Annotated in this window: 24 protein-coding genes, 1 tRNA gene and 1 pseudogene; 9 read left to right on the top strand and 17 right to left on the bottom strand. The window is 69.2% G+C overall.

Annotated elements, in window-relative coordinates:
- The 4 genes and pseudogenes from IFT89_RS11925 to IFT89_RS11910 all read left to right on the top strand — a co-directional run.
- Positions 1 to 223: pseudogene (locus tag IFT89_RS11925) on the top strand (ABC transporter permease); the annotation flags it as partial.
- A 90-nt stretch (positions 224 to 313) separates the two neighbouring features.
- The gene (locus tag IFT89_RS11920) at positions 314 to 994 is read left to right on the top strand and encodes an ABC transporter ATP-binding protein (RefSeq protein WP_138945153.1); all 681 of its coding nucleotides are present in this window, start codon (positions 314 to 316) and stop codon (positions 992 to 994) included.
- Positions 995 to 1,269: 275 nt separating this feature from the next.
- The gene (locus IFT89_RS11915) at positions 1,270 to 3,027 is read left to right on the top strand and encodes an MDR family MFS transporter (RefSeq protein WP_194645719.1); all 1,758 of its coding nucleotides are present in this window, start codon (positions 1,270 to 1,272) and stop codon (positions 3,025 to 3,027) included.
- A gap of 17 nt (positions 3,028 to 3,044) precedes the next feature.
- Entirely contained in the window at positions 3,045 to 3,536 is a 492-nt protein-coding gene (locus IFT89_RS11910) for a MarR family winged helix-turn-helix transcriptional regulator (protein ID WP_158596512.1), read from the top strand.
- A 75-nt stretch (positions 3,537 to 3,611) separates the two neighbouring features.
- Here the strand turns inward: IFT89_RS11910 and IFT89_RS11905 are convergent, their stop codons facing one another.
- Positions 3,612 to 4,451: an NAD-dependent epimerase/dehydratase family protein gene (locus IFT89_RS11905; protein ID WP_202939065.1), complete on the bottom strand. Its 840-nt coding sequence runs from the start codon at positions 4,449 to 4,451 to the stop codon at positions 3,612 to 3,614.
- A gap of 109 nt (positions 4,452 to 4,560) precedes the next feature.
- Here IFT89_RS11905 and IFT89_RS11900 point away from each other — a divergent pair, with 109 nt between their 5' ends.
- Positions 4,561 to 4,821 carry a thioredoxin gene (locus IFT89_RS11900; protein WP_192019064.1) on the top strand — a complete coding sequence of 87 codons (261 nt, stop codon included), beginning with the start codon at positions 4,561 to 4,563 and terminating at the stop codon, positions 4,819 to 4,821.
- A 105-nt stretch (positions 4,822 to 4,926) separates the two neighbouring features.
- Here IFT89_RS11900 and IFT89_RS11895 read toward each other — a convergent pair whose 3' ends face one another.
- Genes IFT89_RS11895 through IFT89_RS11880 form a run of 4 tightly spaced genes read right to left on the bottom strand, consistent with a single transcriptional unit; the run spans position 4,927 to position 8,925 of the window.
- Positions 4,927 to 5,961, bottom strand: coding sequence for a sugar phosphate isomerase/epimerase family protein (locus IFT89_RS11895; RefSeq protein ID WP_202939064.1), 1,035 nt, complete (start codon positions 5,959 to 5,961; stop codon positions 4,927 to 4,929).
- The gene (locus tag IFT89_RS11890) at positions 5,958 to 7,076 is read right to left on the bottom strand and encodes a Gfo/Idh/MocA family protein (RefSeq protein ID WP_124767347.1); all 1,119 of its coding nucleotides are present in this window, start codon (positions 7,074 to 7,076) and stop codon (positions 5,958 to 5,960) included. The genes IFT89_RS11895 and IFT89_RS11890 overlap by 4 nt, the downstream gene beginning before the upstream one ends.
- A complete protein-coding gene (locus IFT89_RS11885; protein WP_202939063.1) occupies positions 7,073 to 8,182 on the bottom strand; it encodes a Gfo/Idh/MocA family protein in 1,110 nt (369 codons plus the stop codon). The genes IFT89_RS11890 and IFT89_RS11885 overlap by 4 nt, the downstream gene beginning before the upstream one ends.
- Positions 8,179 to 8,925 carry a sugar phosphate isomerase/epimerase family protein gene (locus IFT89_RS11880; protein ID WP_079706711.1) on the bottom strand — a complete coding sequence of 249 codons (747 nt, stop codon included), beginning with the start codon at positions 8,923 to 8,925 and terminating at the stop codon, positions 8,179 to 8,181. Before IFT89_RS11880 ends, IFT89_RS11885 begins: the two co-directional genes overlap by 4 nt.
- Positions 8,926 to 9,079: 154 nt before the next feature.
- Here IFT89_RS11880 and IFT89_RS11875 point away from each other — a divergent pair, with 154 nt between their 5' ends.
- Together IFT89_RS11875 and IFT89_RS11870 are read left to right on the top strand one after the other, a co-directional pair.
- Positions 9,080 to 9,742, top strand: a complete 663-nt coding sequence (locus IFT89_RS11875) for a YqaJ viral recombinase family protein (protein ID WP_124767348.1) — start codon at positions 9,080 to 9,082, stop codon at positions 9,740 to 9,742.
- Between the two features lie 42 nt (positions 9,743 to 9,784).
- Positions 9,785 to 11,011, top strand: a complete 1,227-nt coding sequence (locus IFT89_RS11870; RefSeq protein ID WP_202939062.1) for an ROK family transcriptional regulator — start codon at positions 9,785 to 9,787, stop codon at positions 11,009 to 11,011.
- Here the strand turns inward: IFT89_RS11870 and IFT89_RS11865 are convergent.
- Positions 10,978 to 11,751, bottom strand: coding sequence for a DUF998 domain-containing protein (locus IFT89_RS11865; protein WP_202939061.1), 774 nt, complete (start codon positions 11,749 to 11,751; stop codon positions 10,978 to 10,980). The genes IFT89_RS11870 and IFT89_RS11865 overlap by 34 nt on opposite strands.
- Positions 11,748 to 12,377: a Pr6Pr family membrane protein gene (locus IFT89_RS11860; protein ID WP_159879921.1), complete on the bottom strand. Its 630-nt coding sequence runs from the start codon at positions 12,375 to 12,377 to the stop codon at positions 11,748 to 11,750. Before IFT89_RS11860 ends, IFT89_RS11865 begins: the two co-directional genes overlap by 4 nt.
- A gap of 301 nt (positions 12,378 to 12,678) precedes the next feature.
- Here IFT89_RS11860 and IFT89_RS11855 point away from each other — a divergent pair, with 301 nt between their 5' ends.
- Positions 12,679 to 13,635, top strand: a complete 957-nt coding sequence (locus IFT89_RS11855) for an NADP-dependent oxidoreductase (protein WP_191942133.1) — start codon at positions 12,679 to 12,681, stop codon at positions 13,633 to 13,635.
- A gap of 50 nt (positions 13,636 to 13,685) precedes the next feature.
- On the opposite strand, the gene IFT89_RS11850 is transcribed toward IFT89_RS11855, so the two are convergent.
- From IFT89_RS11850 to IFT89_RS11810, 9 genes are all read right to left on the bottom strand, one after another.
- On the bottom strand, positions 13,686 to 15,737 hold the full coding sequence (locus tag IFT89_RS11850) for a hypothetical protein (protein WP_202939060.1): 2,052 nt from the start codon (positions 15,735 to 15,737) through the stop codon (positions 13,686 to 13,688).
- Positions 15,738 to 15,912: 175 nt separating this feature from the next.
- Positions 15,913 to 16,464, bottom strand: a complete 552-nt coding sequence (locus IFT89_RS11845) for a GNAT family N-acetyltransferase (RefSeq protein WP_202939059.1) — start codon at positions 16,462 to 16,464, stop codon at positions 15,913 to 15,915.
- A 79-nt stretch (positions 16,465 to 16,543) separates the two neighbouring features.
- Positions 16,544 to 17,233, bottom strand: a complete 690-nt coding sequence (rplA, locus tag IFT89_RS11840) for a 50S ribosomal protein L1 (RefSeq protein WP_079706704.1) — start codon at positions 17,231 to 17,233, stop codon at positions 16,544 to 16,546.
- 114 nt (positions 17,234 to 17,347) lie between these two features.
- The gene (rplK, locus tag IFT89_RS11835) at positions 17,348 to 17,779 is read right to left on the bottom strand and encodes a 50S ribosomal protein L11 (protein WP_056014074.1); all 432 of its coding nucleotides are present in this window, start codon (positions 17,777 to 17,779) and stop codon (positions 17,348 to 17,350) included.
- A 93-nt stretch (positions 17,780 to 17,872) separates the two neighbouring features.
- Entirely contained in the window at positions 17,873 to 18,835 is a 963-nt protein-coding gene (gene nusG, locus IFT89_RS11830; RefSeq protein WP_079706703.1) for a transcription termination/antitermination protein NusG, read from the bottom strand.
- Positions 18,836 to 18,974: 139 nt separating this feature from the next.
- Positions 18,975 to 19,247, bottom strand: coding sequence for a preprotein translocase subunit SecE (gene secE, locus IFT89_RS11825; RefSeq protein ID WP_079706702.1), 273 nt, complete (start codon positions 19,245 to 19,247; stop codon positions 18,975 to 18,977).
- A gap of 41 nt (positions 19,248 to 19,288) precedes the next feature.
- Positions 19,289 to 19,361 (bottom strand) — tRNA-Trp (locus IFT89_RS11820).
- 174 nt (positions 19,362 to 19,535) lie between these two features.
- Positions 19,536 to 20,891, bottom strand: coding sequence for a signal peptidase I (locus tag IFT89_RS11815; RefSeq protein WP_202939058.1), 1,356 nt, complete (start codon positions 20,889 to 20,891; stop codon positions 19,536 to 19,538).
- 81 nt (positions 20,892 to 20,972) lie between these two features.
- Positions 20,973 to 21,572, bottom strand: a complete 600-nt coding sequence (locus IFT89_RS11810) for a hypothetical protein (RefSeq protein WP_191941768.1) — start codon at positions 21,570 to 21,572, stop codon at positions 20,973 to 20,975.
- Positions 21,573 to 21,712: 140 nt separating this feature from the next.
- On the opposite strand from IFT89_RS11810, the gene IFT89_RS11805 reads away from it, so the two are divergent.
- Positions 21,713 to 22,273, top strand: a complete 561-nt coding sequence (locus tag IFT89_RS11805; RefSeq protein WP_137243902.1) for a DUF805 domain-containing protein — start codon at positions 21,713 to 21,715, stop codon at positions 22,271 to 22,273.
- Here IFT89_RS11805 and IFT89_RS11800 read toward each other — a convergent pair.
- The gene (locus IFT89_RS11800) at positions 22,248 to 23,516 is read right to left on the bottom strand and encodes a low temperature requirement protein A (protein WP_202939057.1); all 1,269 of its coding nucleotides are present in this window, start codon (positions 23,514 to 23,516) and stop codon (positions 22,248 to 22,250) included. The genes IFT89_RS11805 and IFT89_RS11800 overlap by 26 nt on opposite strands.
- Between the last annotated feature and the right edge of the window lie 141 nt (positions 23,517 to 23,657).

Genomic DNA, 23,657 nt, shown 5'->3' with positions numbered 1-23,657 from the left:
CATGCCGTCGGACGCGGCGGCGGGAGCGGCCGGTGCGTTCGGCGGTGCCCCGGGCGCTGCGGCCGCGACCACCACCGACATCGTCCTCCAGGCCCCCGTGACCGCGTGGATCATCGTCATCGCCGTCGGGATCGCCATCCTCGGCGGGCTGCTCGCCGGTGCCATCGGCGGGTGGCGCGCCTCACGACTGCGCCCGGCCGAGGCGCTCCGCTCCGTCGCCTAGGCGACGCACCAGACGCCGCCGGGTGGTCGTCTCCCCCGCGACCACCCGGCGGTCCCACTCCTCACTCCAGCCAGCAGAACGAAGGACCCCATGTACACGATCACCGGCCTCACCAAGCAGTACCGCCAGGCCAAGCGCTCCGTCACGGCGCTCGACGGCGTCGACCTCGAGATCCCCGATGGACAGCTCGTCGCCATCCAGGGCCCGACCGGCGGCGGCAAGTCGACGCTCCTCCAGATGCTCGGCGCGCTGGACCGACCGACCGCCGGCAGCATCTCCCTCGCCGGCGACGACCTCTCGACGCTCAGCGAGACGAAGCTCGGCAGGATCCGCGCCACGGAGATCGGCTTCGTGTTCCAGGGCTTCAACCTCATCCCGACGCTCACGGCACAGGAGAACGTCGAGATGGCCCTGGTGCCGATCGGCACCCCGCGGGCCGAACGCGAGACCAGGGCACGGGCGGCGCTCGCGTCCGTCGGACTCGCCGAGCGGGGTTCGCACCTCCCGGCTGAGCTGTCGGGCGGGCAGCAGCAGCGGGTCGCGATCGCCCGTGCGCTCGTCAAGGAGCCCGAGGTGCTGCTCGCCGACGAACCGACCGGCAACCTCGACGAGGAGACCCGCGACGAGATCATGGACCTCCTCGAGGGCCTGTGGCGAGACCGCGGGCTCACGGTCGTCGTGGTGACGCACGACACCGCGGTCGCCAAGCGCGCCGAGCGTCGTCTGCACATCGCGAACGGGAAGCTCAAGGACGTCACGGCTCGGCGCTGACCGGCCCCTCTGCAGGCTCGGGGAGCGGCTCCATCCGCTCCCCGAGCCACCCCGCCCCGGTCCCTGAGTCACCCGCCCGCTCCCCGACGCGCCCCTCCCCGGTCCCTGAGCCTGTCGAAGGGCCATGGGAATACCCCGCCATCGCGATTGGTTGACACTGATCAACTACTTCTCATATAGTTGACGCATATCAACTAGCTGACGTCATCACGATCGCGGAGCCCATGTCACACACCACTTCTTCACCAGCCACGCCCGCTCGCGCGGACAACGGCATGACGCATCGCCAGGTGCTCGAGGCCCTCTCCGGCCTCCTCCTCGGCATGTTCGTGTCGATCCTCGCCGGAACCGTCGTCTCGACCTCCCTCCCCCGGATCATCTCCGACCTGAACGGCGACCAGACGGCGTTCACCTGGGTCGTCACGGCCACGTTGCTCGCCACCACCGTCTCGACGCCCATCTGGGGCAAGTTCGCCGACCTCTTCAACCGCAAGCTGCTCATCCAGCTGGCGCTCGGGATCTTCGTCCTCGGCTCGGCGCTCGCGGGCTTCTCGCAGGACACCGGCACGCTCATCGGCTTCCGCGTCCTGCAAGGCCTCGGCGCCGGTGGTCTCACGGCGCTCAGCCAGATCATCATGGCCGACATCATCAGCCCGCGTGAGCGTGGGCGGTACATGGGCCTCTTCGGTGCGGTCATGGCGGTCGGCACGGTCGGCGGCCCGCTCTTCGGCGGCCTCCTCACCGACTCGCTCGGCTGGCGCTGGAACTTCTTCGTCGGCGTCCCATTCGCGATCGCCGCGATCTTCCTCCTGCAGCGCACGCTCCACCTCCCGAAGCGGAACGTCGGCAAGGTCAAGATCGACTACCTGGGCGCCGCCCTCATCGCCGGCGGCGTCTCGCTGCTGCTCATCTGGGTCACCCTGGCGGGGACGCAGTTCGAGTGGGCGAGCTTCACGACGCTCGTCATGGTGGGCATCTCCGTCCTCCTGCTCGCCGCCGCGGTCATCGTCGAGATCAAGGTCGACGAGCCGATCATCCCGATGTCGCTGTTCAAGAACCGCACCTTCACCCTCGCGGTCGTCGCGAGCATCTCGGTGGGTGTGGCGATGTTCGGCACCTCGGTGTTCCTCAGCCAGTACATGCAGCTGGCGCGTGGAGCGACGCCGACCGAGTCGGGCCTGCTGACGCTCCCGATGATCGGCGGCCTTCTGATCGCCTCCATCGTGGTCGGGCAGTTCATCTCCCGCTTCGGCCACTGGAAGCCGTACCTCATCGTGGGTTCGATCCTCCTCACCGTCGGCCTGTTCCTCATGAGCACGATCCACTACGACTCGAACTACCTGCTCGTCTCCGTGTACATGTTCGTCCTCGGCGCCGGTGTCGGCATGGTCATGCAGAACCTCGTGCTCGTGGTGCAGAACGACGTCCTGCCGCAGCAGCTGGGCACGGCGAGCGCGGGTGTCGCGTTCTTCCGCAGCCTCGGCGGCACGATCGGCGTCTCGGTCATGGGCTCGGTGCTCGCGACGAAGGTCACCGACATGCTGTCCGACCGACAGGACGACCTGCAGGCGGCCATCGTCGCCCTCGGTGCTCCCGGCGCCAAGATCGCCGAGACGCTCTCGAGCGGCACGATCCCGAAGGTGAGCACGCTGCCCGAGTCGGTGCGGACCATCATCGAGTCCGTCTACGGTGACGCGGTGGCCGACATCTTCCTCGTCGCCGCACCACTCGCGATCCTGACGATCATCGCCGTGATCTTCCTGCCGAACAAGAAGCTCGGGTCGAAGAACGCCGTGCAGCGCATGGCCGAGCAGGGCGCCGGGGAGCCGGCCCTCGTCGGCGCGGCCACCGGTTCCGTCACGACGACCACCGCGTCCACGTCGACCCAGTCGTTCGCGACCGGTGCGCTCGACGTGGCCGAGGCCATGATCGGTGGCGAGGCGGACACCCGACTCGAGCGAGGACGGGACGAGACCGCCGACGCCGACAGCGGCTCAGAGGCCGAGGCACACAGCCCCCGCCACGGCCGCTAGTCCGTACAATGCGAACGATGTCCATCGATCACGACGCCCAGGCCGGGCCGGCCGCTGCCGACGACGCAGCGGCCGGCACCGCGCACGACCTCGCGATCGGTGCCGTGGAGGAGCAGTTCGCCCTCCTCGTCAACCGCATCCGCAACGGCATCCGCGACCGCGCCGAGCGGATCTCCCCCGGACTCCAGCCGGCCGGCTACAAGCTGCTCAGCATGGTCTCGCGCTCCGGAGCGATCCGCGCCGGTGCCCTGGCCGAGATGCTCGCGACGGACAAGAGCGCGGTGAGCCGCCTCATCCACCAACTGGAAACGCTCGGCCTCGTGACGAGGACGCCGGACCCCGAGGACGGTCGTGCGAGCCTCGTCGTCGCGACCGCCGAGGGCGAGCGCCGGATGGAGTCGACACGGGCCAACGACCAGGCGATGCTCTACCAGCAGCTCTCGTCCTGGGACGAGGCCGAGGTGCGGCGGCTCGCGGAACTCCTCGCGAAGCTCAACGGCGCCCTCTGAAGTCCCTTTCTCAGGAGTCCTCCGGAGCGCCGGGCTCGCGAGCGAGCGACGCGCCGAGGAACTCCTGAGAACGGGTCAGCGCCAGCTGTGCTTCGGGTCGTACCCGAGGACCTCGCGGGCGTGGTCGATCGAGAGCAGCGTGCCGTTGCCGGCGATGTCGCCGTTGACGGGCACGTCCGGGAAGACCTCCGCGACGAGCTCGACGTTGTCGCGCGACATGACCGTGTCGGCCGCAGCGATGATGAACCGGTCGAACCCGGTGGCCTGGTGCTCGAGCGCGAGCCGCACGGCCTGCGCGCCGTCACGGCCGTCGATGTAGCCCCAGAGGTTCCACTTGCGGAGGGTGGCGTCGGCGTCGAACGACGGGAACGCCGCGTAGTCGGCCTCGTCCATCACGTTGGAGAAGCGGAGGGCGATGATCTTGAGCTCGGGGTGCCACCGCGTGAGCTCGATCGCCAGCTGCTCCTCGAGGTGCTTCGAGAGCGAGTACGTCGACTCGGGTCGCGCCGAGTAGGCCTCGTCGACGGGGATGTAGGGCGGCGGGGTGTCGAACGGCAGCCCGAGGACGGTCTCGCTCGACGCCGTGACGATGTTCGTGATGCCGGCCTTGATAGCGGCGTTGAACACGTTGTAGGTGCTGAGGATGTTGTTCTGGAAGGTCGCCGTGTTCGTCGAGAGCCCCGGCGCGGGGATGGCGCTCAGGTGGACGACCGCGTCGAACCCGTCCGGCGCCTGCTCGTCCACGCCGGTGAGGGCGTCGAACACTTGGCCCGCATCACGCAGGTCAATACGGACGAAGCCGTCACCCCGCTCCCCTGCCTGGTCGAGGTTGATCACCAGGTGACCGTGCTCCCGAAGATGGCCGACCACTGTTCGCCCGAGCTTGCCCGAGCCTCCCGTCACTGCGATTCTCATGACGCCCATCCTGGTCCATCAACCCGCGATCGCGTGGACGATTGACAACTCCCCCAGGATCGGGCGACCGAAGCGGAATGGTCGACCGCCGGGTCGCGTTGGACGAGACGTGAAGCTCACCCTGTACACCTCCGCGTTCTGCGCCCCCTGCATGCAGGCTCGCGCCGTCCTGGCCGAGGTCCCGGCGCTCGTGGCCGGTGCCGTCGTCGAGGAGCGCGACGTCGCCTTCCGTTCGGCGGAGGCGGAGGCCGACGGCATCCGCTCCACCCCCACGGTCATCATCAGGGCCGACGACGGCACCGAGGTGTTCCGCGCGACCGGCGCGCCCACGCTCAACCAGGTGCTCGTCGCGGCGGCGAAGGCGTTGTAGCCCTTCGACAGGCTCAGGGACCGAAGAGGCGGCTCAGGGACCGAAGAGGCGGCTCAGGGACCGAAGAGCAGCTCAGTGACCGGAGAAGCAGTTCAGGGTCCGGGGCTACTGCGTGCTGAACGCCGCGTCGAAGGACTGCTCGGGCAGCTTCCAGAGCAGGTTCCGGATGTATCCGACGGCCTCCTCGGCTCCGTGGAGGCGGTCCATGCCGGCGTCCTCCCACTCGATCGAGATCGGCCCGGCGTAGCCGATGCTCGAGAGGGCACGGAAGGCGTCCTCCCACGGCACGTCGCCGTGACCGGCCGACACGAAGTCCCAGCCGCGTCGCGGGTCGCCCCAGGGCAGGTGCGAGCCGACGATGCCGGCGTGACCGGTGGCCGGCCGGATCCGGGTGTCCTTGCAGTCGACGTGGTAGATCCGGTTCGCGAACTCGACGATGAACCCGACCGGGTCGACACCCTGCCACATCATGTGCGACGGGTCCCAGTTGAAACCGAACGCCGGGCGGTGGTCGATCGCCTCGAGGGTCCGGACACTCGTCCAGTAGTCGTAGGCGATCTCGGACGGGTGCACCTCGTGTGCGAAGCGGACACCTTCGGCGTCGAAGACGTCGAGGATCGGGTTCCAGCGGGTCGCGAAGTCCTCGTACCCGGCGTCGATGACGGAGGCCGGCACCGGCGGGAACATCGCGGAGTACTGCCAGATCTTCGACCCCGTGAAACCGACGACCGTGTCGACGCCGAGCTTGCGCGCGACCCGTGCGGACCGCTTCATGTCCTCGGCCGCCCGCTGGCGCACCCCCTCCGCGTCGCCGTCGCCCCAGGTGTAGTCGCGCACGATCGCCTGGTGGCGGAAGTCGATCGGGTCGTCGCACACGGCCTGGCCGGTGAGGTGGTTCGAGATCGCGAAGACCTCGAGGCCGTGCCGGTCGAGGATGTCGAGGCGGGACTGCAGGTAGGCGTCGTCCTCATCCGCGCGCTTCAGGTCGAGGTGGTCGCCCGAGGCCGCGATCTCGAGGCCGTCGTAGCCCCAGGAGGCGGCGAGGCGGGCGACCTCTTCGAAGGGGAGATCCGCCCACTGTCCGGTGAACAGGGTCACCGGGAGGCGGCTGGCGTACTGCTTGTCGGTGGTGTCGGTCATGCGGTGATCCTCTGCTCGTCGTCGGTGGAGGTGGCGATCGCTTCCCAGCGGCCGGTTTCGGCCGCGTCGAGGACGGCCTCGGTGATGCGCGCGGTGCGGAGTCCGTCGGCGAAGACGGGCAAGCCGTCCGGCGACTGCCCGGCCATCGCCGCGTAGCTGTCGGCCACGAACGCGTTGAAGGCGTCCTGGTAGCCCATCGGGTGCCCCGAGGGGACGATGGACAGGCGTGCGGCGTCCGGGTGCAGCTGGTCGGCGTCGCGCGGCAACACCTGCGTGCCCGACCGACGGCCGAGCCAGAGCGTCTCCGGCGCTTCCTGGTCGAAACCGATGCTGAGCTCGGTCCCGGCGACCTCGAGGTGCAGCCGGTTCTTCCGACCGGGCGCGACCTGCGAGACGAGCAGCGTGCCGATGGCGCCGCCCTCGAGCCGGATCACGACCGCGGCCGCGTCCTCGGTCGTGACCTCCGGGGTGTTCGCGCGTTCGGCGAAGAAGGTGCGGACCGTCGAACTGAGCTCCGTGATGCGCGCGCCGGTGATGAACTCGAGGAGGTCGACGAGGTGCGAACCGATGTCGGCGAAGGCGCGCGAACGGCCCCCGGCCGCCGAGTCGACCCGCCAGTTGTCGTCGGCTTGCGCGAGCAACCAGTCCTGGAGGTAGGACCCGCTGATCGTGAGCAGGGTCCCGAGGTCACCGGCGGCGACACGCGCCCGGGCCTCCCGGACGAGCGGGTGGAAGCGGTACACGAACGGCACCGTGCCGACGACACCGGCCTCGGCCGCGGCGGCGACGAGACGCTCGGCGGTCGCGGCGTCGGTCGCGAGGGGTTTCTCACAGACGACGTGCTTGCCCGCCGCGATGGCCGCGAGTGCCTGCTCGGCGTGGAGCGCGTTCGGCGTGCAGACGTGTACCACGTCGACCGAGGGGTCGGCCAGCAGCTCGTCGAGCGAGCCGTATCCACGCTCGAACCCGAGGCTCGCGGCGACCTCCCGCGAGCGTTCGGGTGTCGAGGCGACGACACCGACCAGCCGGGCACCCGCAGCGCGGGCCGCCCGGCTGTGGACGGTGGCCATGAAGCCACCGCCCACCACCGCGATACCGGGGCCGGCCACGGTCATGCTCCGAAGGTGCCGTCCGCCGGCGTCCACGACTCCGGCAGCGCGGGAGCGAGCTCCACGGTGCTGACGACGTCGACCGAGGTACGGCTCAGGCCCGACTCGGCCGTCGAGACCATGACGTCGAGCACGTGGTAGGCGAGCTCACCGGAGGCGCGCTCGGGACGACCGGCGCGGATCGCCTGGGCGAGCTCGACCACCCCGGTTCCGCGACCCTGCGTCGGACCGGTCGACGGGATCGACTCGGGCTCCTCGCCACCGCCGTAGACGAGCAGGTCGCCCTCGAAGGTGTTCGGGTCGGGGACGACGAGCGTGCCGGTCGAGCCGGCGACCTCGAACTGCGTGCGGCCGAGCTTGGAGTCGAAGCTGAAGACGCTCTGCGCGAGCTGGCCGCTCTCGAACTCGAAGAGGGCGCTCACGTGCGTCGGCACCGTCACATCGAACGACTGACCGGCGCGCGGGCCGGATCCGATCGTCCGCTGCGGGAAGGCCTGCGAAGCCAGCGCGGTGACGCGGGCGATCGGACCGAACAGCTGCACGAGCGCCGTGATGTAGTACGGGCCGATGTCGAAGAGCGGACCGGCGCCGTCCTGGAACAGGAAGTCGGGGTTCGGGTGCCACGACTCCGGGCCGGGACTCTGCATGAGGGTCAGCGCGGTGAGGGGCTGGCCGATGCCACCGGCCTCGACGAGCCGGCGGGCGGATTGGATACCGGCGCCGAGGAAGGTGTCCGGAGCCGTGGCGACGCGGAGCCCCTTCTCCTTCGCGGCGGCCAGCAGGGCCTGCCCGCTCTCACGGTCGAGCGCGAAGGGCTTCTCGCTCCACACGTGCTTACCGGCGTCGAGGATCTGCATGGCGACCTCGACGTGGACCTTCGGGATCGTCAGGTTGACGACGATCTCGATCTCGGGGTCGGCCAGGAGTTCGGCGACCGAGCCGTGGCCGGGCACCCCGTACTTCTCGGCCTGCGTCTTCGCCCGCTCGAGGTCGAGGTCCGCGACGAACCGGACCTCGAGGTCGGGGAAGGTGACCATATTGCTGAGGTACTGGTCGCTGATGACGCCGGCGCCGATGAGGCCGACACCGACCGTTCCGGTGCTGTTGCTCATGCCTGGACTCCGTTCGTGGTGAGGTACGTGAAGCTCTGCTCGAGCCCCTGGAAGATGTCGCCGTCGAACGCGTCGAACTCGACGACGCGGAGGGCCTGCGGTGCCGCGGCGAGGATGTCGAGCACCGGGACGACCCCGGCGCCCGCGGGCAGCTGCTTCAGCGTGTCGCGGGAGGCGTCGCCGTCCTTGACGTGGATGAAGCGCACACGATCGCCGATCGCACCGAGGACGTCGACCGCGCGGCGTCCGCCGACCTCGACCCAGTAGGTGTCGACCTCGAACACGACGGCCGGGTCGGTGAGCGCGGCGAGGTGCTCGAGCGGGCTGGTGCCCGCGACGTCGCCCTCGAGCTCCCACCAGTGGTTGTGGTAGCCCACCTGGACTCCGTGACCGGCGGCGACCGCCGCCGCGGCGTTCAGCTCGTCGGCGATCGAAGCGACCGTCTCCGCCGTGGCGAAGCGCTCTTCGGCGATGGCTGGGTCGATGAGGACCTGCACGCCCTGCTCCGCCGCCGCGCCGAAGGCCGCCGACAGGTCGATGTCGTCGGCGATGACCTTGCCGTGCGCGCTCGGGGTGGCGAGGCCGGCATCGTGGATGTCCTGCAGGCTGACGCCGGGACCGAAGCCGAACGGCTCAGCCTGGCGGAAACCGATCTCGGTCAGGCGCTGCAGCGCTGCGGCACGATCCGCGGTGAGCGGCTCCCGTACCGAGTAGAGCTGGACAGAGAGTTGGGAAGTCGACACGATGCTCCTCAATGATGATGGTGTCAGGCAGCCGCTGCTGCGAGATCCAGGCTAACCACACTTCTGTCGGTGGTCAAACAAAAGTCTCCCACCGGTCGCCGCTCCCCCGGCGACGAATACCGCAGGAGTCGGAAGCGTGGGGGACAATGGAGAGGTGAACTCAGCTCTGCTCTCCCGGATCGTCGCTGACTCCAGCGACCGCATCTCGTGGTTGCGGGCTCGTTCGCGCGGGATCACCGCGACCGACGTCGCCACCCTCTCGACCCCGGCCTCGATCCAGCGGGCGGCCGACGCGAAGCTCGGCGGGACGGGCTTCTCCGGCAACGCCTTCACCGACCACGGTCGCGCCCGCGAGCCGGAGATCGCCCGGTGGGTCGCCGCGACGCACGGGATCAACCCCTCGTCGGCGCTCTTCCGGGCCGAGGTCGAACACCGTCACCTCGCCACCCCCGACGGCATCGCCGTGACCGAGCGCGGGGCCGTCGTGCTCGCGGAGATCAAGACCACGACGAAGTCCTGGCGCTCGATCCCCCGCAACTACCTCCGCCAGGTGTGGTGGCAGCAGTACGTGATCGGCGCGGAGCGGACGCTCGTCGTCTGGGAGGAGCATAAGGACTTCGTCCCCATCGACGACGAACCGCTCTGTCGATGGGTCGAGCGGGATGACGTCGAGATCGCGAAGCTTGTGGGCCTTGCGAACGCACTCATCGACGAGCTGTACCACCGCACCAATCCAGCCGCCCGGCGCCCGGTCCTCCCGGAGCCTGCGCCCGTCACGCGGCAGCTCCGGGAACCACTGCTGAGCGCCGACTTCTGACGACAAGTCGACAGAAGTCCGCCGAGGTGGTTGACTGTCGCCATGACCGAGCCGCTACGCCCCTCCCCCGGAGCACCGGGCGCCGGCGACCTCTTCCAACTCTTCCGCGGCGGTGAGGCACGCACGAAGTCGGAGTTGTGCGCCCTGACCGGCCTGGCCCGCTCCACCGTCTCCCTCCGGATCGACGCCCTCGTGGCCGCAGACCTGCTCCGTCCCGCTGGAGAGGCAGCCTCCTCGGGTGGTCGCCCGCCCGCACGGATCGCATTCAACCCGCTCGCGCGCGTCGTCGTCGCCGTCGACCTGGGGGCGACGCACGGGACGGTGGCCGTCACCGACCTGGCCGGCGCGATCCTCGCGACGAGCCGATCGGAGCTGCAGATCGCCGCAGGACCCGAGCCCGTCCTCGACTGGGTGGTCGAAGCGGCGTCGGCCCTGCTGGCCGCTCCGCAGACCTGGGCCACACCCCAGCCGGTCGCGCCCCCGGTCATCGGGATCGGGATCGGGCTTCCGGGGCCGGTCGAGCACTCGACCGGACGGCCGACGAACCCGCCGATCATGCCGGGCTGGGACCGTTTCGACGTCCCCGCCTACATCCGTCGGACCATCGACGTCCCGGTCCTCGTCGACAACGACGTCAACGTCCTCGCGCTCGGCGAGCACGCGATCTCCTGGCCGGACACCGACGACCTCGTCTACGTGAAGGTGTCCACGGGTATCGGTGCCGGCATCATCGCGGGTGGCGAGCTGCAGCGCGGGGCACTCGGTGCGGCCGGCGACATCGGGCACGTCCAGGTCCCCGTCGGCCGAGACTCCCCGCGCGCTGCGGACGACGAGCGCGACCTCGAGGCCATCGCGAGCGGGCCGGCGATCGCGACCGAGCTCCGCGCCCGCGGGATCGACGCCGTCAGCAGTCGCGACGTCGCAGCACTCATCCGCGCGGGCGACCGTACGGCCATCGAGACCACGCGGCAGGCCGGCCGGGAGATCGGTGAGGTGCTCAGTGTCGTGGTGAACCTCCTGAACCCCTCGGTGATCGTGCTCGGCGGGACGATGACCCGGGCGGGTGAACATCTCCTCACCGGTGTCCGCGAGGTGGTCTACCGCCGGTCGATGCCGCTCGCCACCGGACACCTCGGCATCGTCACCTCGACGGCCGGCGAGGAGGCCGGGGTGTTGGGAGCGGCGATCATGGTGCTGCGCGACGCCCTGTCCGCACCGGCGATCGACGCGATGACTCAGCCCCGGGCGCTCGAGGCCGCGTCGACCTGACGCGCGTCCTCCAGTGCGGAACCAGGGCGTCCGACGTCGTCCGCCTTCCCGACGGCGAGGACTTCCGCCAGGCCGTACCCGACGAGCCAGAACAGGGCGATGGTCATCGCCGCGAACTCCAGCCAACTGCCGACCTGCTGCCCGACCTCCGCGAGTGAGAGCAGGCCACCGAGCCCCGCGACCACCGCGACGGCGGATCCGGCGAACCAGGACAGCCGCCGGACGGCGCGCAGCCGCGACCCGAGGGCCGACCCGATCATCGCCAGGCAGGCGAGGGCGAAGCCCAGCACGGCGAAGGAGATGTGCACCGCGTCCTGGAGCGTGAACAGCGGATTCGACGGGATCGGGCACTCGTAGGTGCAGGTCACCCGGGACGCCACGAGGAAGCACAGGCTCGACAGTCCGACGAGCAGCCAGGGGATGAGCAGCAGTCCAACCCTCGTGCGGCGCTGACCGGGCTTGCGGGACGGGACGGCTCGCTGCAGCGCCACAGCGATGCTGAGACCACCGACCGCGACCATGAGCAGTGCGGCGTTGAAGACCGGAGCCGTCACCTCGCCGGTGGCACCGAGGCCGCTCACGTAGCTGTTCTTGCCGAGGCTGAGTCGTGCGGCCCAGATCATGATCGTGGCGACCACGAGGAGCACGCCACCGATGATCGCGAACCCGAGGGCGACGGATCGGCGCCGACGGACGGCCGACGGGCGAGAGACCCGCTGGTCTGATGTGGCCCCCGTCATCCGCGGATGAGCCTCGTCCGGCTCAACGCGATGACGGCGCAGCCCATCAGGCCGATGAACCCGGCGATGGCGATCATGTAGACGACGACGGCTCCCCACCCGCCGGGCTGAGCCGGGTTGAGGAACGGGTACGGGTACCAGCCGACGATCGATCCGCGGATCATCGTGTAGACGGTCCAGACGAGCGGGAACGCGATGATCGCCCACACCTGACGCCATTCGAGGCGGGACTTGCCGGGCGTCACGATCCAGACGAGCACCAGGTAGATCGGTGCGATGAGGTGCAGCACCTCGTTCGACCAGCCGAGGGTGTGCCCCTGGTCGAGGGCGATGCCGCGGAGCAGCAGGTTGTAGACGACGCCCGTGGTCGCCATGTAGGTCACGACGCAGCCGAGGACCAGGTTGTACCAGGCCGGATCGCGTCGCAGCCGGAAGCAGAACCCGGCACCGACCAACAGGACGATCGCACTCAGCGCGTTCGACAGGATCGTGAAGTAGCTGAAGAAGTTGACGAAGAAGTCGTCGGGCGCATCACCGAAGGACAGGGTGTAGACGAACTGGCCGACGATGGCGGCGATGATCACCCCACCCGCGATGATCCTGATGACTCCGAACAGTGCGCGCATTGCGCCACTGTATCGGAAGCACGCGCCCGAGGATCAGGCGACAGCCGGGCCGCCGTGTCCCCCGAAGAGAGGGAATCGTTTCCAGCCAATTGACACCCCCGTAACAGCGCCGACTCATTCGACGGCTTTGATGAGAACAGAGCCGGACCACGCACCGGAGCGAGACTCGTCGCCGAGCCGACCTCCGCCGGGTGGAGCTTTCGGGGGATGAACGACGAAGGAGTACTCGATGCGTCAAGGAGTCGGACACTCCTGGTCTCTGGCGACAACCGCGGACGCGGTGAAGCCGGCACCGGAGACCATGCGAGCCGCGGTGATCGACGCCGTCGGCAGCCCTGAGGTCCTCCGGATGGAGACCGTACCGACACCGCGTCCGGTCATGGCGGAGTTCCTCGTGAAGGTCGTCGCGGCCGGCGTGAACCCGGTCGACGCCAAGACCCGCGCGGGCCGGGGCGTCTCCTCCTCCATCACGGCGATGCCGGCCGTCCTCGGGTACGACTTCAGCGGCATCGTGGTCGAGTCGCCCTTCGCCGCTGCCGGTCTCCTGCCCGGCGACGAGGTCTACGGCATGACGAGCTTCCCGCGGACGGGCGGCAGCTACGCCGAGTACGTCACGGTGTCCTCTCTGAGCCTGACGCGGAAGCCGACGACCCTGTCGCACGTCGAGGCCGCCGGGGTCCCCCTCGCCGCGCTCACCGCATGGGGCATGGTCGTCGACGTCGCGAAGGCGCACGAGGGGCAGCGCATCCTCATCCACGCCGGAAGCGGCGGTGTCGGGCATTTCGCCGTGCAGTTCGCCACCTACTTCGGCGCGCGGGTGATCGCCACCGGCTCCGGTCGGAACGTCGGTTGGCTGCGCGAACTCGGCGCCCATCAGGCGGTCGACCACGAGTTGCACCGGTTCGAGGACGTCGTCGACCAGGTCGACGTCGTGATCGACCTCGTGGGCAACACCGTGGAGGACACGGGGTCGCGTTCCCTGCGGGTCCTGCGTCCCGGCGGGCTCATCATCAACGCGCCGACCGGTTCCTGGCCGACGCTCGAGGAGGAGGCTCGCGCCGCGGGCGTCCGCGCGACGCGGTTCACCGTGGCACCCGACGGTGCCACGCTCGACACCATCAGCAGGCTGCTGGAGTCCGGGGACGTCCGGGTGTTCGTCGACCAGGTGTTCGACCTCGACGCCGTCCGGCAGGCCCACGTGCTCCTCGAGGGCGGGCACTCACGCGGCAAGATCGTCCTGAAGGTCGCCGACGGCTGACGACCGAGGCCGTCGGGTGACGACGCCGCTACGGCGCCGCCACCCGACGCTCAGCGGACGAGGGTGAAGTCGTAGGGCAGTGTCCTGATCACCGTGCCACCCACGGCTTCCGTCACCGTGCCACCCGAGTACCGAGCAGGCAGGTAGTCCGACGGCCAGGTGATGCTCCAGTCGCCCTGCGGTCCGGCCGTGATGCTCCCGAGGTCCGTGCCCCAGGCCCCGCGGATCTTGATCAGGGCGCCGGGGTTCGCGTGGCCTGAGAACACCGGCCGGGTTCCGGCGATGGTGCCGCCGAGTGCGGGCGACACCACCTCGAGGCGTGGGACGACGACGGTGAAGTCGTAGACGACCGAGTGGGTCTGCTCGCCGTCCACGAACTGCCTGACGGTGCCGCCGACGTACCGTGCGGGCAGCAGGGTCTTGTTCCAGGTGATGGTCCATCGGCCGTCGTCGGCGACGCGGTCGACGGCGCCCAGGAGGTCTCCCGACGCACCGCGGATCTCGATCGCCGCACCCGGCTGTGCGGTGCCCGTGAACACGGGGCTGTTCTCCAAGACGATCGCCCCGACCGACGGGGAGGTCACGACGAGGGGCGCCACCCGCCAGTCGACTCGGAAGTCGTAAGGGACGCTCGTGAACGGCTTGCCGTCGAGGTACTGCCGGACCGAACCGCCCGAGTAGGTCCCGGGCGTCAGCGCCTTGTTCCAGGTGAGCGTCCAGGTGGCGTCCGTCTCCACGCGGGTCTCACCCAGGAGCGAACCCCACGCTCCGTAGACCTGGATCAGTGCACCGGGCTGACCGGTCCCGGAGAACACCGGGGCGCCGGGCTCGAGGACCCCACCGATCGCCGGTGAGAGCAGGACGACCGGGGCGTCGGGAACCGGCGCACCGGCCTCGATCGTCGCGGTCCACACCTGGTCGATCCCTGTGGCGCGCACGGCGCCGTCGAACACGCCGACGGCGGCATCGGCGTTCGCGGTCAGCGCCAGGGTGAACGATCGGTTCGCGGCCGTGATCGTGCCCCGGTAGCTGTTGCTCGCGGGGTACCAGGTGAATCCGGCCGGCGCATCGCCGGTGGGCCTGAGCCCGGCCGGGACGACGATCTCCGCGGATCCGGACACCGATCCGGTGAAGGCGACGGGGACCTCGACGGCGTCCCCCTGTCGTACGGTGACGTTCGGGATGGCGACACCAGGCGCGATGGGTGCCGCGAGGACGTTCGCCGTGAAGTCCGCGAGCTTCACCCGGTTCGTGGACCAGCTGACGCTCCCGCCGGTGGCCAGGCCGAGCCGCGCGTCGGCGTCGGCAGTGAGGGTGAAGGTGACGGCGGTGGTGCCGATCGGCAGGGTGCCCCCGGCACCGGTGCCGTCGAGCGCGAATGCCGGGTTCGCCACGGCGGTGATCCTGGTACCGAGCGGCGGCACGATGTCGATCCGTTGACCACCCGCGTCGGTGTTGAAGGTCGCCTGGACCTGGACCGATTCGCCCTGCCGGAGCGACGGGGTCGGCACGGAGGCCGACGGCGACAGGTCCGGCACCAGCTGGCTCATCACCAGCTTGCTGACGTCTGCGTCGTTGTTCGGCCCGAATCCGAGTTGCATGTCCTTCGTGCCGACCCCGAGGACGTTCAGGCGCCGCCCGGACGGATCGGTGAGGAACCCGTCGGCGGCCAGCGTGTACTGCGTGCTCGCCGAGGAGCAGCTCGCCACGCGCACGAGATCGGTCCTCGTGCCGCCCCGGTCCGTGGTGAGGCATTGGCCGTTGATCTCGATCCGACCGCTGGTGCCGACGGCAGGGAAGGTCGCGGTGGCGGCGGCCGCCAGCGCTGCCTCGTACGACAACCCGTAGGGCCCGCCGGTGCCGATCGACTGCGGGTGGGTGAGCCACTGCGAGGACCCCCGCGGCGCCCATCCGTGGAATCCGGTGGACCACGCCGGATCGGTCACGAACTTGCCGCGCAACCGCGGCTGCGTGGCGGTCACCGACGTCTCCGCGTCTGATCCGGCCTGACCGACGGGCGCGGCCGATGCCGGACCGGACACCAGCGCTGTGGCGGCGACGGCCGTCAGGACGACCATCGAGAGGGCTGTGTGGGGCTTCATGGAGGGGCGTCCTTTCGTGATCGGGCCTGTCGGCCCGCGCCGCCTCGGCCTCCACCAGGAGGGAGACGTGCTTGGGAGGATCGAGGGCGCAGCTCACCGAGCGCCGCTCATGTCGTCCACAAACATATCAGTCGAACAGCTTGCTCGTCCGCACTCCTACCGAGGCCTGCCAGGGCTAGCCGATCGGGCCCCGTTCCGACATCCGTTCCATCACGAAGTCGTCGTGCCGCTCGGGCCCGACCAGGAACGTCTTCGTCCCCACCACCTCGAAGCCGCTCTTGCCGTAGAACCGGATCGCCCTGGCGTTCTGCTGGTTCACCCCGAGCCACACCGACGTGACGCCTCGGGACCGGGCGTCGTCGAGCGTCGCCTCCATGAGCAGGCGCGCTCCGCCGGCACCGTGGCTCGCGGGGAGCACGTACAGCTTGCTGAGTTCCGCTGTCGGGCGGTGCGTGACCGCGGCGAGCACGTCGGGGTCGATCGGATCACCGAAGACGAGCATCGTGTAGCCGATGGCCGTGCCGTCATCGTCGTCGACGAGGAGCCGGAGCGCGCGTCCGGGATCTGCCAGGTAGCCGGTGAACCGGTCGAGGGTGAAGTGCTCGGCGATGAACGCGTCGATGTGCTCCTGCGCGGTGCCGGGTGGGCAGGCGAGGGCGAAGGTCGCTGCGGCGAGCGTGGCGAGGGTGGCGGCGTCGTCGGCCTGAGCAGTGCGGGTGGAGACCATCCCTGCATCGTACGACGCCACCCCGGAGAACGACGAAGGCCCGGTCGCGTGACGCGACCGGGCCTTCGTACTGGTGAGACTAGATGGAGTTGACGTCCAGCGGGATGCCGGGGCCGAACGTGGTCGACACGGCGCCCTTCTGGATGTAACGGCCCTTCGAGGAGGACGGCTTGAGGCGGAGGATCTCCTCGAGCGCGGTGTTGATGTTCTCCTCGAGCTGCGATGCGTCGAACGAGGCCTTGCCGACGACGAAGTGCACGTTGGAGTGCTTGTCGACGCGGAACTCGATCTTGCCGCCCTTGATGTCGGACACGGCCTTGGCCACGTCCGGCGTCACGGTGCCGGTCTTGGGGTTCGGCATGAGGCCACGGGGACCGAGGACCTTACCGAGACGACCGACCTTACCCATGAGCTCCGGGGTGGAGACCGCGGAGTCGAACGAGGTGTAGCCCTCGGCGACCTTCGCTATGAGCTCGTCGCCGCCGACCTCGTCAGCACCGGCCGCGATCGCGGCCTCCGCTGCCGGGCCCGTCGCGAAGACGATGACGCGGGCGGTCTTGCCCGTGCCGTGCGGGAGGATGACCGTGCCGCGGACCATCTGGTCCGCCTTGCGCGGGTCGACACCGAGCTTGAGGGCGACCTCGACGGTGCTGTTGAACTTGGCGGAACCGGTCTCCTTGGCGAGGGCGACGGCCTCGTTCGGGGTGTAGAACTTGTCAGCCTCGATCTTCTCGGCTGCGGCCCGGTAGGCCTTCGACTTCTGTGCCATGTGTGTTCTCCTATGAGAAATGTGGTCATCTGCGCCTGGCCGGCGCTGCCACGAGTGAAAAAGAAAGGTGCGAGGGTGTGGCCTGGACGGCTCACCCCGTGCGGTTCGGAAGGACTAGCCCTCGACCGTGATGCCCATGGAGCGGGCGGTGCCGGCGATGATCTTCGCGGCTGCGTCGATGTCGTTCGAGTTCAGGTCGGGAGCCTTCTGCTCGGCGATCTGACGGACCTGCTCCTTGGTGAGCTTCGCGACCTTGACGGTGTGCGGGGTACCGGAGCCCTTGGCGACGCCGGCGGCCTTCTTGATGAGCTCCGCTGCGGGCGGGGTCTTCAGGATGAAGGTGAACGAACGGTCCTCGTAGACGGTGATCTCGACGGGGATGACGTTGCCGCGCTGCGACTCGGTGGCCGCGTTGTACGCCTTGCAGAATTCCATGATGTTGACGCCGTGCTGACCAAGGGCGGGGCCGATGGGGGGAGCGGGGTTTGCGGCGCCGGCCTGGATCTGCAGCTTGATGAGACCCGTGACCTTCTTCTTCGGTGCCATGTTTCTTCCTTCTTCTGGGGTTCGAACGCCATCGGATGATGTGCGCTCTCCCGCGCGCCCGTCGGGCGGCGGTGGACTGTGGAGCCGTGTGGCTTAGAGCTTGGTGACCTGGTCGAAGCTGAGCTCGACCGGAGTCTCGCGCTCGAAGAGGGAGACGAGCACCGTGAGCTTGCCGCTCTCGGGCTTGATCTCGCTGATGGAGCCGGGGAGGCCCGCGAACGAGCCTTCCTTGATCGTGATGGTCTCGCCGATCTCGAAGTCGACCTCGGCGGGGATGACACGCTGCTGCGTGGCGCTGCCCTTGGTGCCGGAGCCCTTGACGGGCGCGGTCTCCTTGACCTCGACGAGCGACTTCAACATGTTGAAGGACTCTTCGAAGCGGAGCGGCGTGGGGTTGTGCGCGTTGCCGACGAAGCCGGTGACGCCAGGCGTGTGGCGGACGACCGACCAGCTGTCCTCGTTGAGGTCCATGCGGACGAGCACGTAGCCGGGGATGCGGACGCGGGTGACCATCTTGCGCTGGCCGTTCTTGATCTCGACCACGTCTTCCATGGGGACCTCGACCTGGTAGATGTAGTCCGCGACCTCGAGCGTCGACTTGCGCTGCTCGATGTTGGCCTTCACCTTGCGCTCGAAACCGGCGTAGGAGTGGATGACGTACCACTTGCCGGGCAGGAAGCGGAGTTCCTTGCGGAACGCGTCGTAAGGGTCTTCCTCGGACTCCTCGGCGGGCTCGGCGTCGGCGTCGGTGGGGTCTGCCTCTTCTTCGGCGATGGCCTCTGCTGCGGCTTCGACCTCGGCTGCCTCGTCGAGTTCGAGGGCGTCGTCGACGACGGCGTCGGCCTCGGGGTCGACGGCCTCGGCCATCGCGTCGAGCACGGCGTCGAGGTCGACCTCGGTGTCGCCGGTCTCCTCGACGTGGACGGCGTTGTGCTCAGCGGGGTCGACGGAGTGCTCGTCGGCCGAGAGCACGTTGCCCTCCTGGGCCTCGTCGTCCTCCGAGGACTGCTCGGCAGCGGTTGCCCAGTCGACGTCGTTCGAGTTTCGCTCAGACACTGATTTCCATTCCGTTTCTGTTGTGCGGATCGTGGGTGATCCCCGACCGCGGCGCCAGATCCTGGCGCGTGACGACTGCGTCGCCGTCTGTGATTGTGGAACCCGGGTGCCGGACCGGAGCACCGGAACCTGAGCGGAACTAGCTCGCGGTACCGAACACCAGCGTGACGACCCAGGCGAAGACGAAGTCGATGCCGTAGACGAGCGCCATCATGATGCAGACGAAGACGAGCACCACAGCCGTGTAGCTGAGGAGTTCCTTCCGCGTCGGCGTGACGACCTTCTTGAGTTCCGCGAAGACCTGCTTCAGGAACAGGACGATGCCCGAGAAGAAGCCGCGCCGTTCGGCACGGTCCGCCTTCGCCTTGACGACGACGTCCTCGCCGGGCGTGTCGGTACTCTTCGGGGCCACTCGTTACACCTTTCGTGTGCCGGTGCATACGCACCGACTCGCAGGGCGGACAGGACTTGAACCTGCAACCTGCGGTTTTGGAGACCGCTGCTCTACCAATTGAGCCACCGCCCTTCAGTGCTGACGCACCGGAGGGGTCGAAGCTACCCTGAACTCCTGAGCGTTGCCTCACCACACGGGTGAAAACAGGCGCAGAAAATCATGGCAGATTTCAACTACCTCCATCCAGTGTACGGCACGGTCGCCCGGCTGTAAAACCGGCGGGACCCTGCAGCCGACCACGGTCGGTCACGGGCGCCCGGCTGCCGCGTGATCGGCGACTTCCTCGACCGACAACGCGCGCAGATGAACGCCGACGGCGTCGAGGTCGCCCCCGAACCAGGGCGACGTGGGGGCGTTCGGCCAGCCAGCCGTCACGTTGTCGAAACCGATACGCCAGTAGCCGCGGTAGTTCGTGGAACCGGTGCTCGGGTTCGACGCGACCAACTCGCCGTCGAGGTACAGCTCCATTCCTGACGACTCGGACATGACGGCGACCACGTGATGCCACTCGCCGTCCACCACCGGTTCAGGCGACATGACGACCTCAGGCGAACCGGACTGCACGCCGAACACCAGTCGTCCGTCAGGGCCGATGTACAGGTGCCGATCGGCCTTCCAGGACCCGACCGTCTGTGCCACGCCGAAGCCGATCAGCTTGCCCTGCGGGCGCGTGGTGCGGAACCAGGTCTCGAGCGAGAAGGTCCGCGGCGAAGAGACCTGAGGCATCGTCGTGACCTGGGTCCCGACTCCGTCCAGTCGGGCGAAGGGACCGTCGCCACAGACACCGTCGACGCGCACGGCCTCGTTGCTGATGAAGGCGAACCCGGGGCCGGACCCGGCGTTGACGAGCGCCGTACCGCTCGGCTCGTTGAAGTCGAACCACATCTCCGGAGCACCGAGCGGCTGGCCGAGGCAGGAGAACACCTCGGTTCCGAGGTGGTTGCCCGAGGAGTCCGCGGCGCTCGTCCAGGACGCACCGGCGGTCGGCACGACTGCCGCGATCGCCAGGACACCGGCCAGAGCGACGCCGCCCACCGGGCCCATGGCCTGCAACCGCCCACGCGAGGTCGTGCGGCCACGCTCGTCGACGAGGAACCGCCGCGTCCACACGATGGCGCAGCCGGTCGCCGCCGCCGAAGGGGCGAGCAGGGCCAGCTCCGCCCACCGACCCTCGTGCGCCCAGACGACGGGGAGACCGATGTACGGGACTCGGAGGACGCCGACGCCACGAACGGCGTCGTCTTGGACGAGCTGTCGATCCGGTTGCCGGTTCGCGTCACCCTTCAGGCGGAGTCCCTCCGCCTCCCGCTCGAAGACGCGGTGCAGGAGCAGCGCGTCGTCCTCGCCCGGTCCGTCGACGAGGACCACCTGCCCTGCCGCGGCGTCGGCGCCGTCGATCGGCATCGAGACGACGACGTCGCCGGTCCTGATGCGCGGCTCCATGGAACCTGACGCCACGGTGGTCGGAACCCACCCGACGAGCTTCGGCACAGCGGCCCATGCCAGGAGGCACAGCGCGAGCAACGCGAGGACGCGCGCACCGAGGGCGACGACCACGATGACGGACGACACGATGCGCCGGCGGGCGGATGACGGTTCCATGAGAGCTCCCGGAGGGACGAGGTGGACGGGGACAGGCGGGCCGCGGTGCTCCCGTCAGCGGGACGAGAGCACCGGGATCGCCTAGGAGGTGCGACCCTCCCAGACGAGGTCGACCGCCGCCGTGCCACCCTGGACGGTGTTCGGCGCATCCGGGGACAGCGTGTACGTGACCTTGAAGACGCGCTCCTCGCCGCCGCCGACGGAGGCCCACGAGCCGAGTCCGGACGCGTGGTCGAACGCAGTGTTCGCGAGGCCGGCGAGGGTGCCGCTGTAGACGGACGCGCCCGTGGTCGCGGGGACGAAGTCCTCGCAGGACCCGTAGCCGCCGCCGGCGCCCTGGACGATGTCGAGCTGCAGGTGCTGGTCGAGGTCCTGCGTCTGCGCCGCGTTGTCCGCATAGAGACGGATGTCGGACGACAGCGAGCCGTCCGAGGTGACGGCGATGCAGTTCACGCCGGTCGAGCCGGGCTGCAGGTCGTCCGCGGCGAACATGGCGGCGCCGGAGTCGTCATCGCTCAGCGCGATCGCTCCGGCGCTCCAGGCGTTGCCGGCGTTGTCGGTCGACGAGGTGAAGGCGGCGTAGGAGGCGGTCGAGACGATGACGCCGCTCGCCACGACGGCGACGGGCAGCGCGGCCCAGCGGACGAGGCGGCGGGATCGAGGGGACAGTGCGGTGGTCATGGTGATTCTCCAGGGTCGGGGCCGAAATCGGCACGTGTTGTACAACTAATATTCCATATGTTGCTCTGAAATACAACATGTGCTGGCGATGTCGGTAGGGTGGACGCACGAATGCACGACGATTCGACCCAGGGGGACCGATGAGCAGCGCAGACGAACACGCAGTGACCGCGAACGCGGCGGAGACGGACCGCAAGGACGATCGCCGGATCCCGGCCCGGTTCGCGGATGACAGCCCGCTCCCGGGCGCCGGCCCGATCCAGGCGTTCCTCCGCTTCTGGAAGCGGTATCCGATCTTCACCGGGCGGGCCAGCCGGAGCGAGTTCTGGTGGTGGGTGGTCGTCCACGCCGTCATCGTCACCGCGCTCCTGGTGATCGGACGCGGTGTCGACGTCGCGACCGGGGTGACGGCCGGTTTCTGGGAGGGTCAGGTCACCGAAGGACCCGCATGGGGTGTCCAGAGCGTCCTGTCCGGGATCTGGGGCCTCGCGACGATCATCCCGGGGCTGTCGCTGAACGCCCGTCGCATGCACGACACGGACCACAGCGGCTGGTGGCAGCTCATCAACCTGGTCCCGATCTTCGGCTGGTTCTTCTTCATCTGGCTCGCGGCGCAGCCGAGCGACCGGGGCGGCGCCCGCTACGACACGGGGCCGCACCGCGAGGGCGCCCAGATCAAGCCTGGCGACGCTCCGCAGTGACCCGCCGGTCCGGGAGGACCGTGTCGGCGATCGCGGCGAGGACGAGCACCAGCGTGCAGAGACACCCGAGGACGAGTTCCCCGAGCTGCGGCACGAGGAACGCGGCGACCGCGCAGCCAGCGAGCATCGCGAGGCCGATGACCGGCGCGAGTGGAACGGCGCGGTCGACGACGAACCGGAACAGCGACAGCCCGAGCAGATAGAGGACCGGGCCGCCGAGGATCACGACGCCCCCGGCGAGTTCGACGGCGTCGGCCGGTCGGTCGAGGATCTCCCTGTCCCCCACCGAGACGAGCACGATCCCGGCGACGATCACGACGTGGGCGTAGCTGTATCCGTCGCGCGCGATGCGTCCGAGACGTCCCGGTCCCCGTCGACCGGGACGACCCTCGTCACCGTCGGCGCGGTCGGCCTCCTCCTCGGCGGCCTCGACCGCTCGGCGTCCCGCCGCCTCCGTGCGGTGGAAGTACAACCACCACAGCGCGACCGCGGAGACGAAGGCACTCAGCATCCCGACGACGGCGGCGACCGACGTCTCGAGCGCGACGAACGCGAACCCGGTGACGAGCAGCGACTCGCCGATCGCGATGATGATGAAGAGCGACGCCCGCTCCGAGAGGTGCGCACCGGAGAGCTCCCAGCTCTCGACCTCCGAGGTCCGCACACCCGGCAACCGGAATCCGAGGGCCCCGCCGCCGTACTCGATGGCGACGGCGCAGATCCAGAACGCCAGTTGCCAGTCGGTCGGCACCAGCGCGCCGGCGATCCAGAAGACCGCGGCGAACGCGGTCCAGACGAGGACGCGTGCGAAGCTCAGGGCCACGTCGCGGTCGTGCCGCCAGGTCGCCACGACCATGAACAGCGTCCGGATGAGCTGGAGCACGACGTAGGCGACGGCGAACGCCAGCGCGCGGTCGGTGAACGACGCCGACACCGACACCGCCGCGACGAACGCCAACAGGCCGAAGCCGATGAGCGCGAGTCGCACCGCGAGCCGTTCCGGGTCGAGCCAGTTCGTCACCCAGCTCGTGGACACCCAGGACCACCAGAGCGCCAGGATGAGGACGATCGACTCGAGCGCGGCGGTGACGCTCTGGTCGTCGGCGATGAGCTTGCTCAGCTGGGTGAGCGCGAAGACGAAGACGAGGTCGAAGAACAACTCGACGAAGGTGACGCGCTCGGCGCGTTCACCGGACTCCGGGCGACGGAGATCGGAGACGAGGCCGAATCTGGGGGCGGGCATCTTCGTATCCTGGCAGGGTTCCCGGTGCCGACGCCTCCCCCTCGGATTCGTCGACACCGGGTCGTGCTCGTCGCGAGCTGCGGGGACAGAGCCCGACGACCACACCGTGAGCCTAGCAAGAAGTATTCCAGATGCACAAGG

The organism is Plantibacter sp. CFBP 13570, from assembly GCF_014841395.1.
GTDB lineage: Bacteria > Actinomycetota > Actinomycetes > Actinomycetales > Microbacteriaceae > Plantibacter > Plantibacter auratus.
This window is presented reverse-complemented; position numbering and strand designations above follow the sequence as displayed.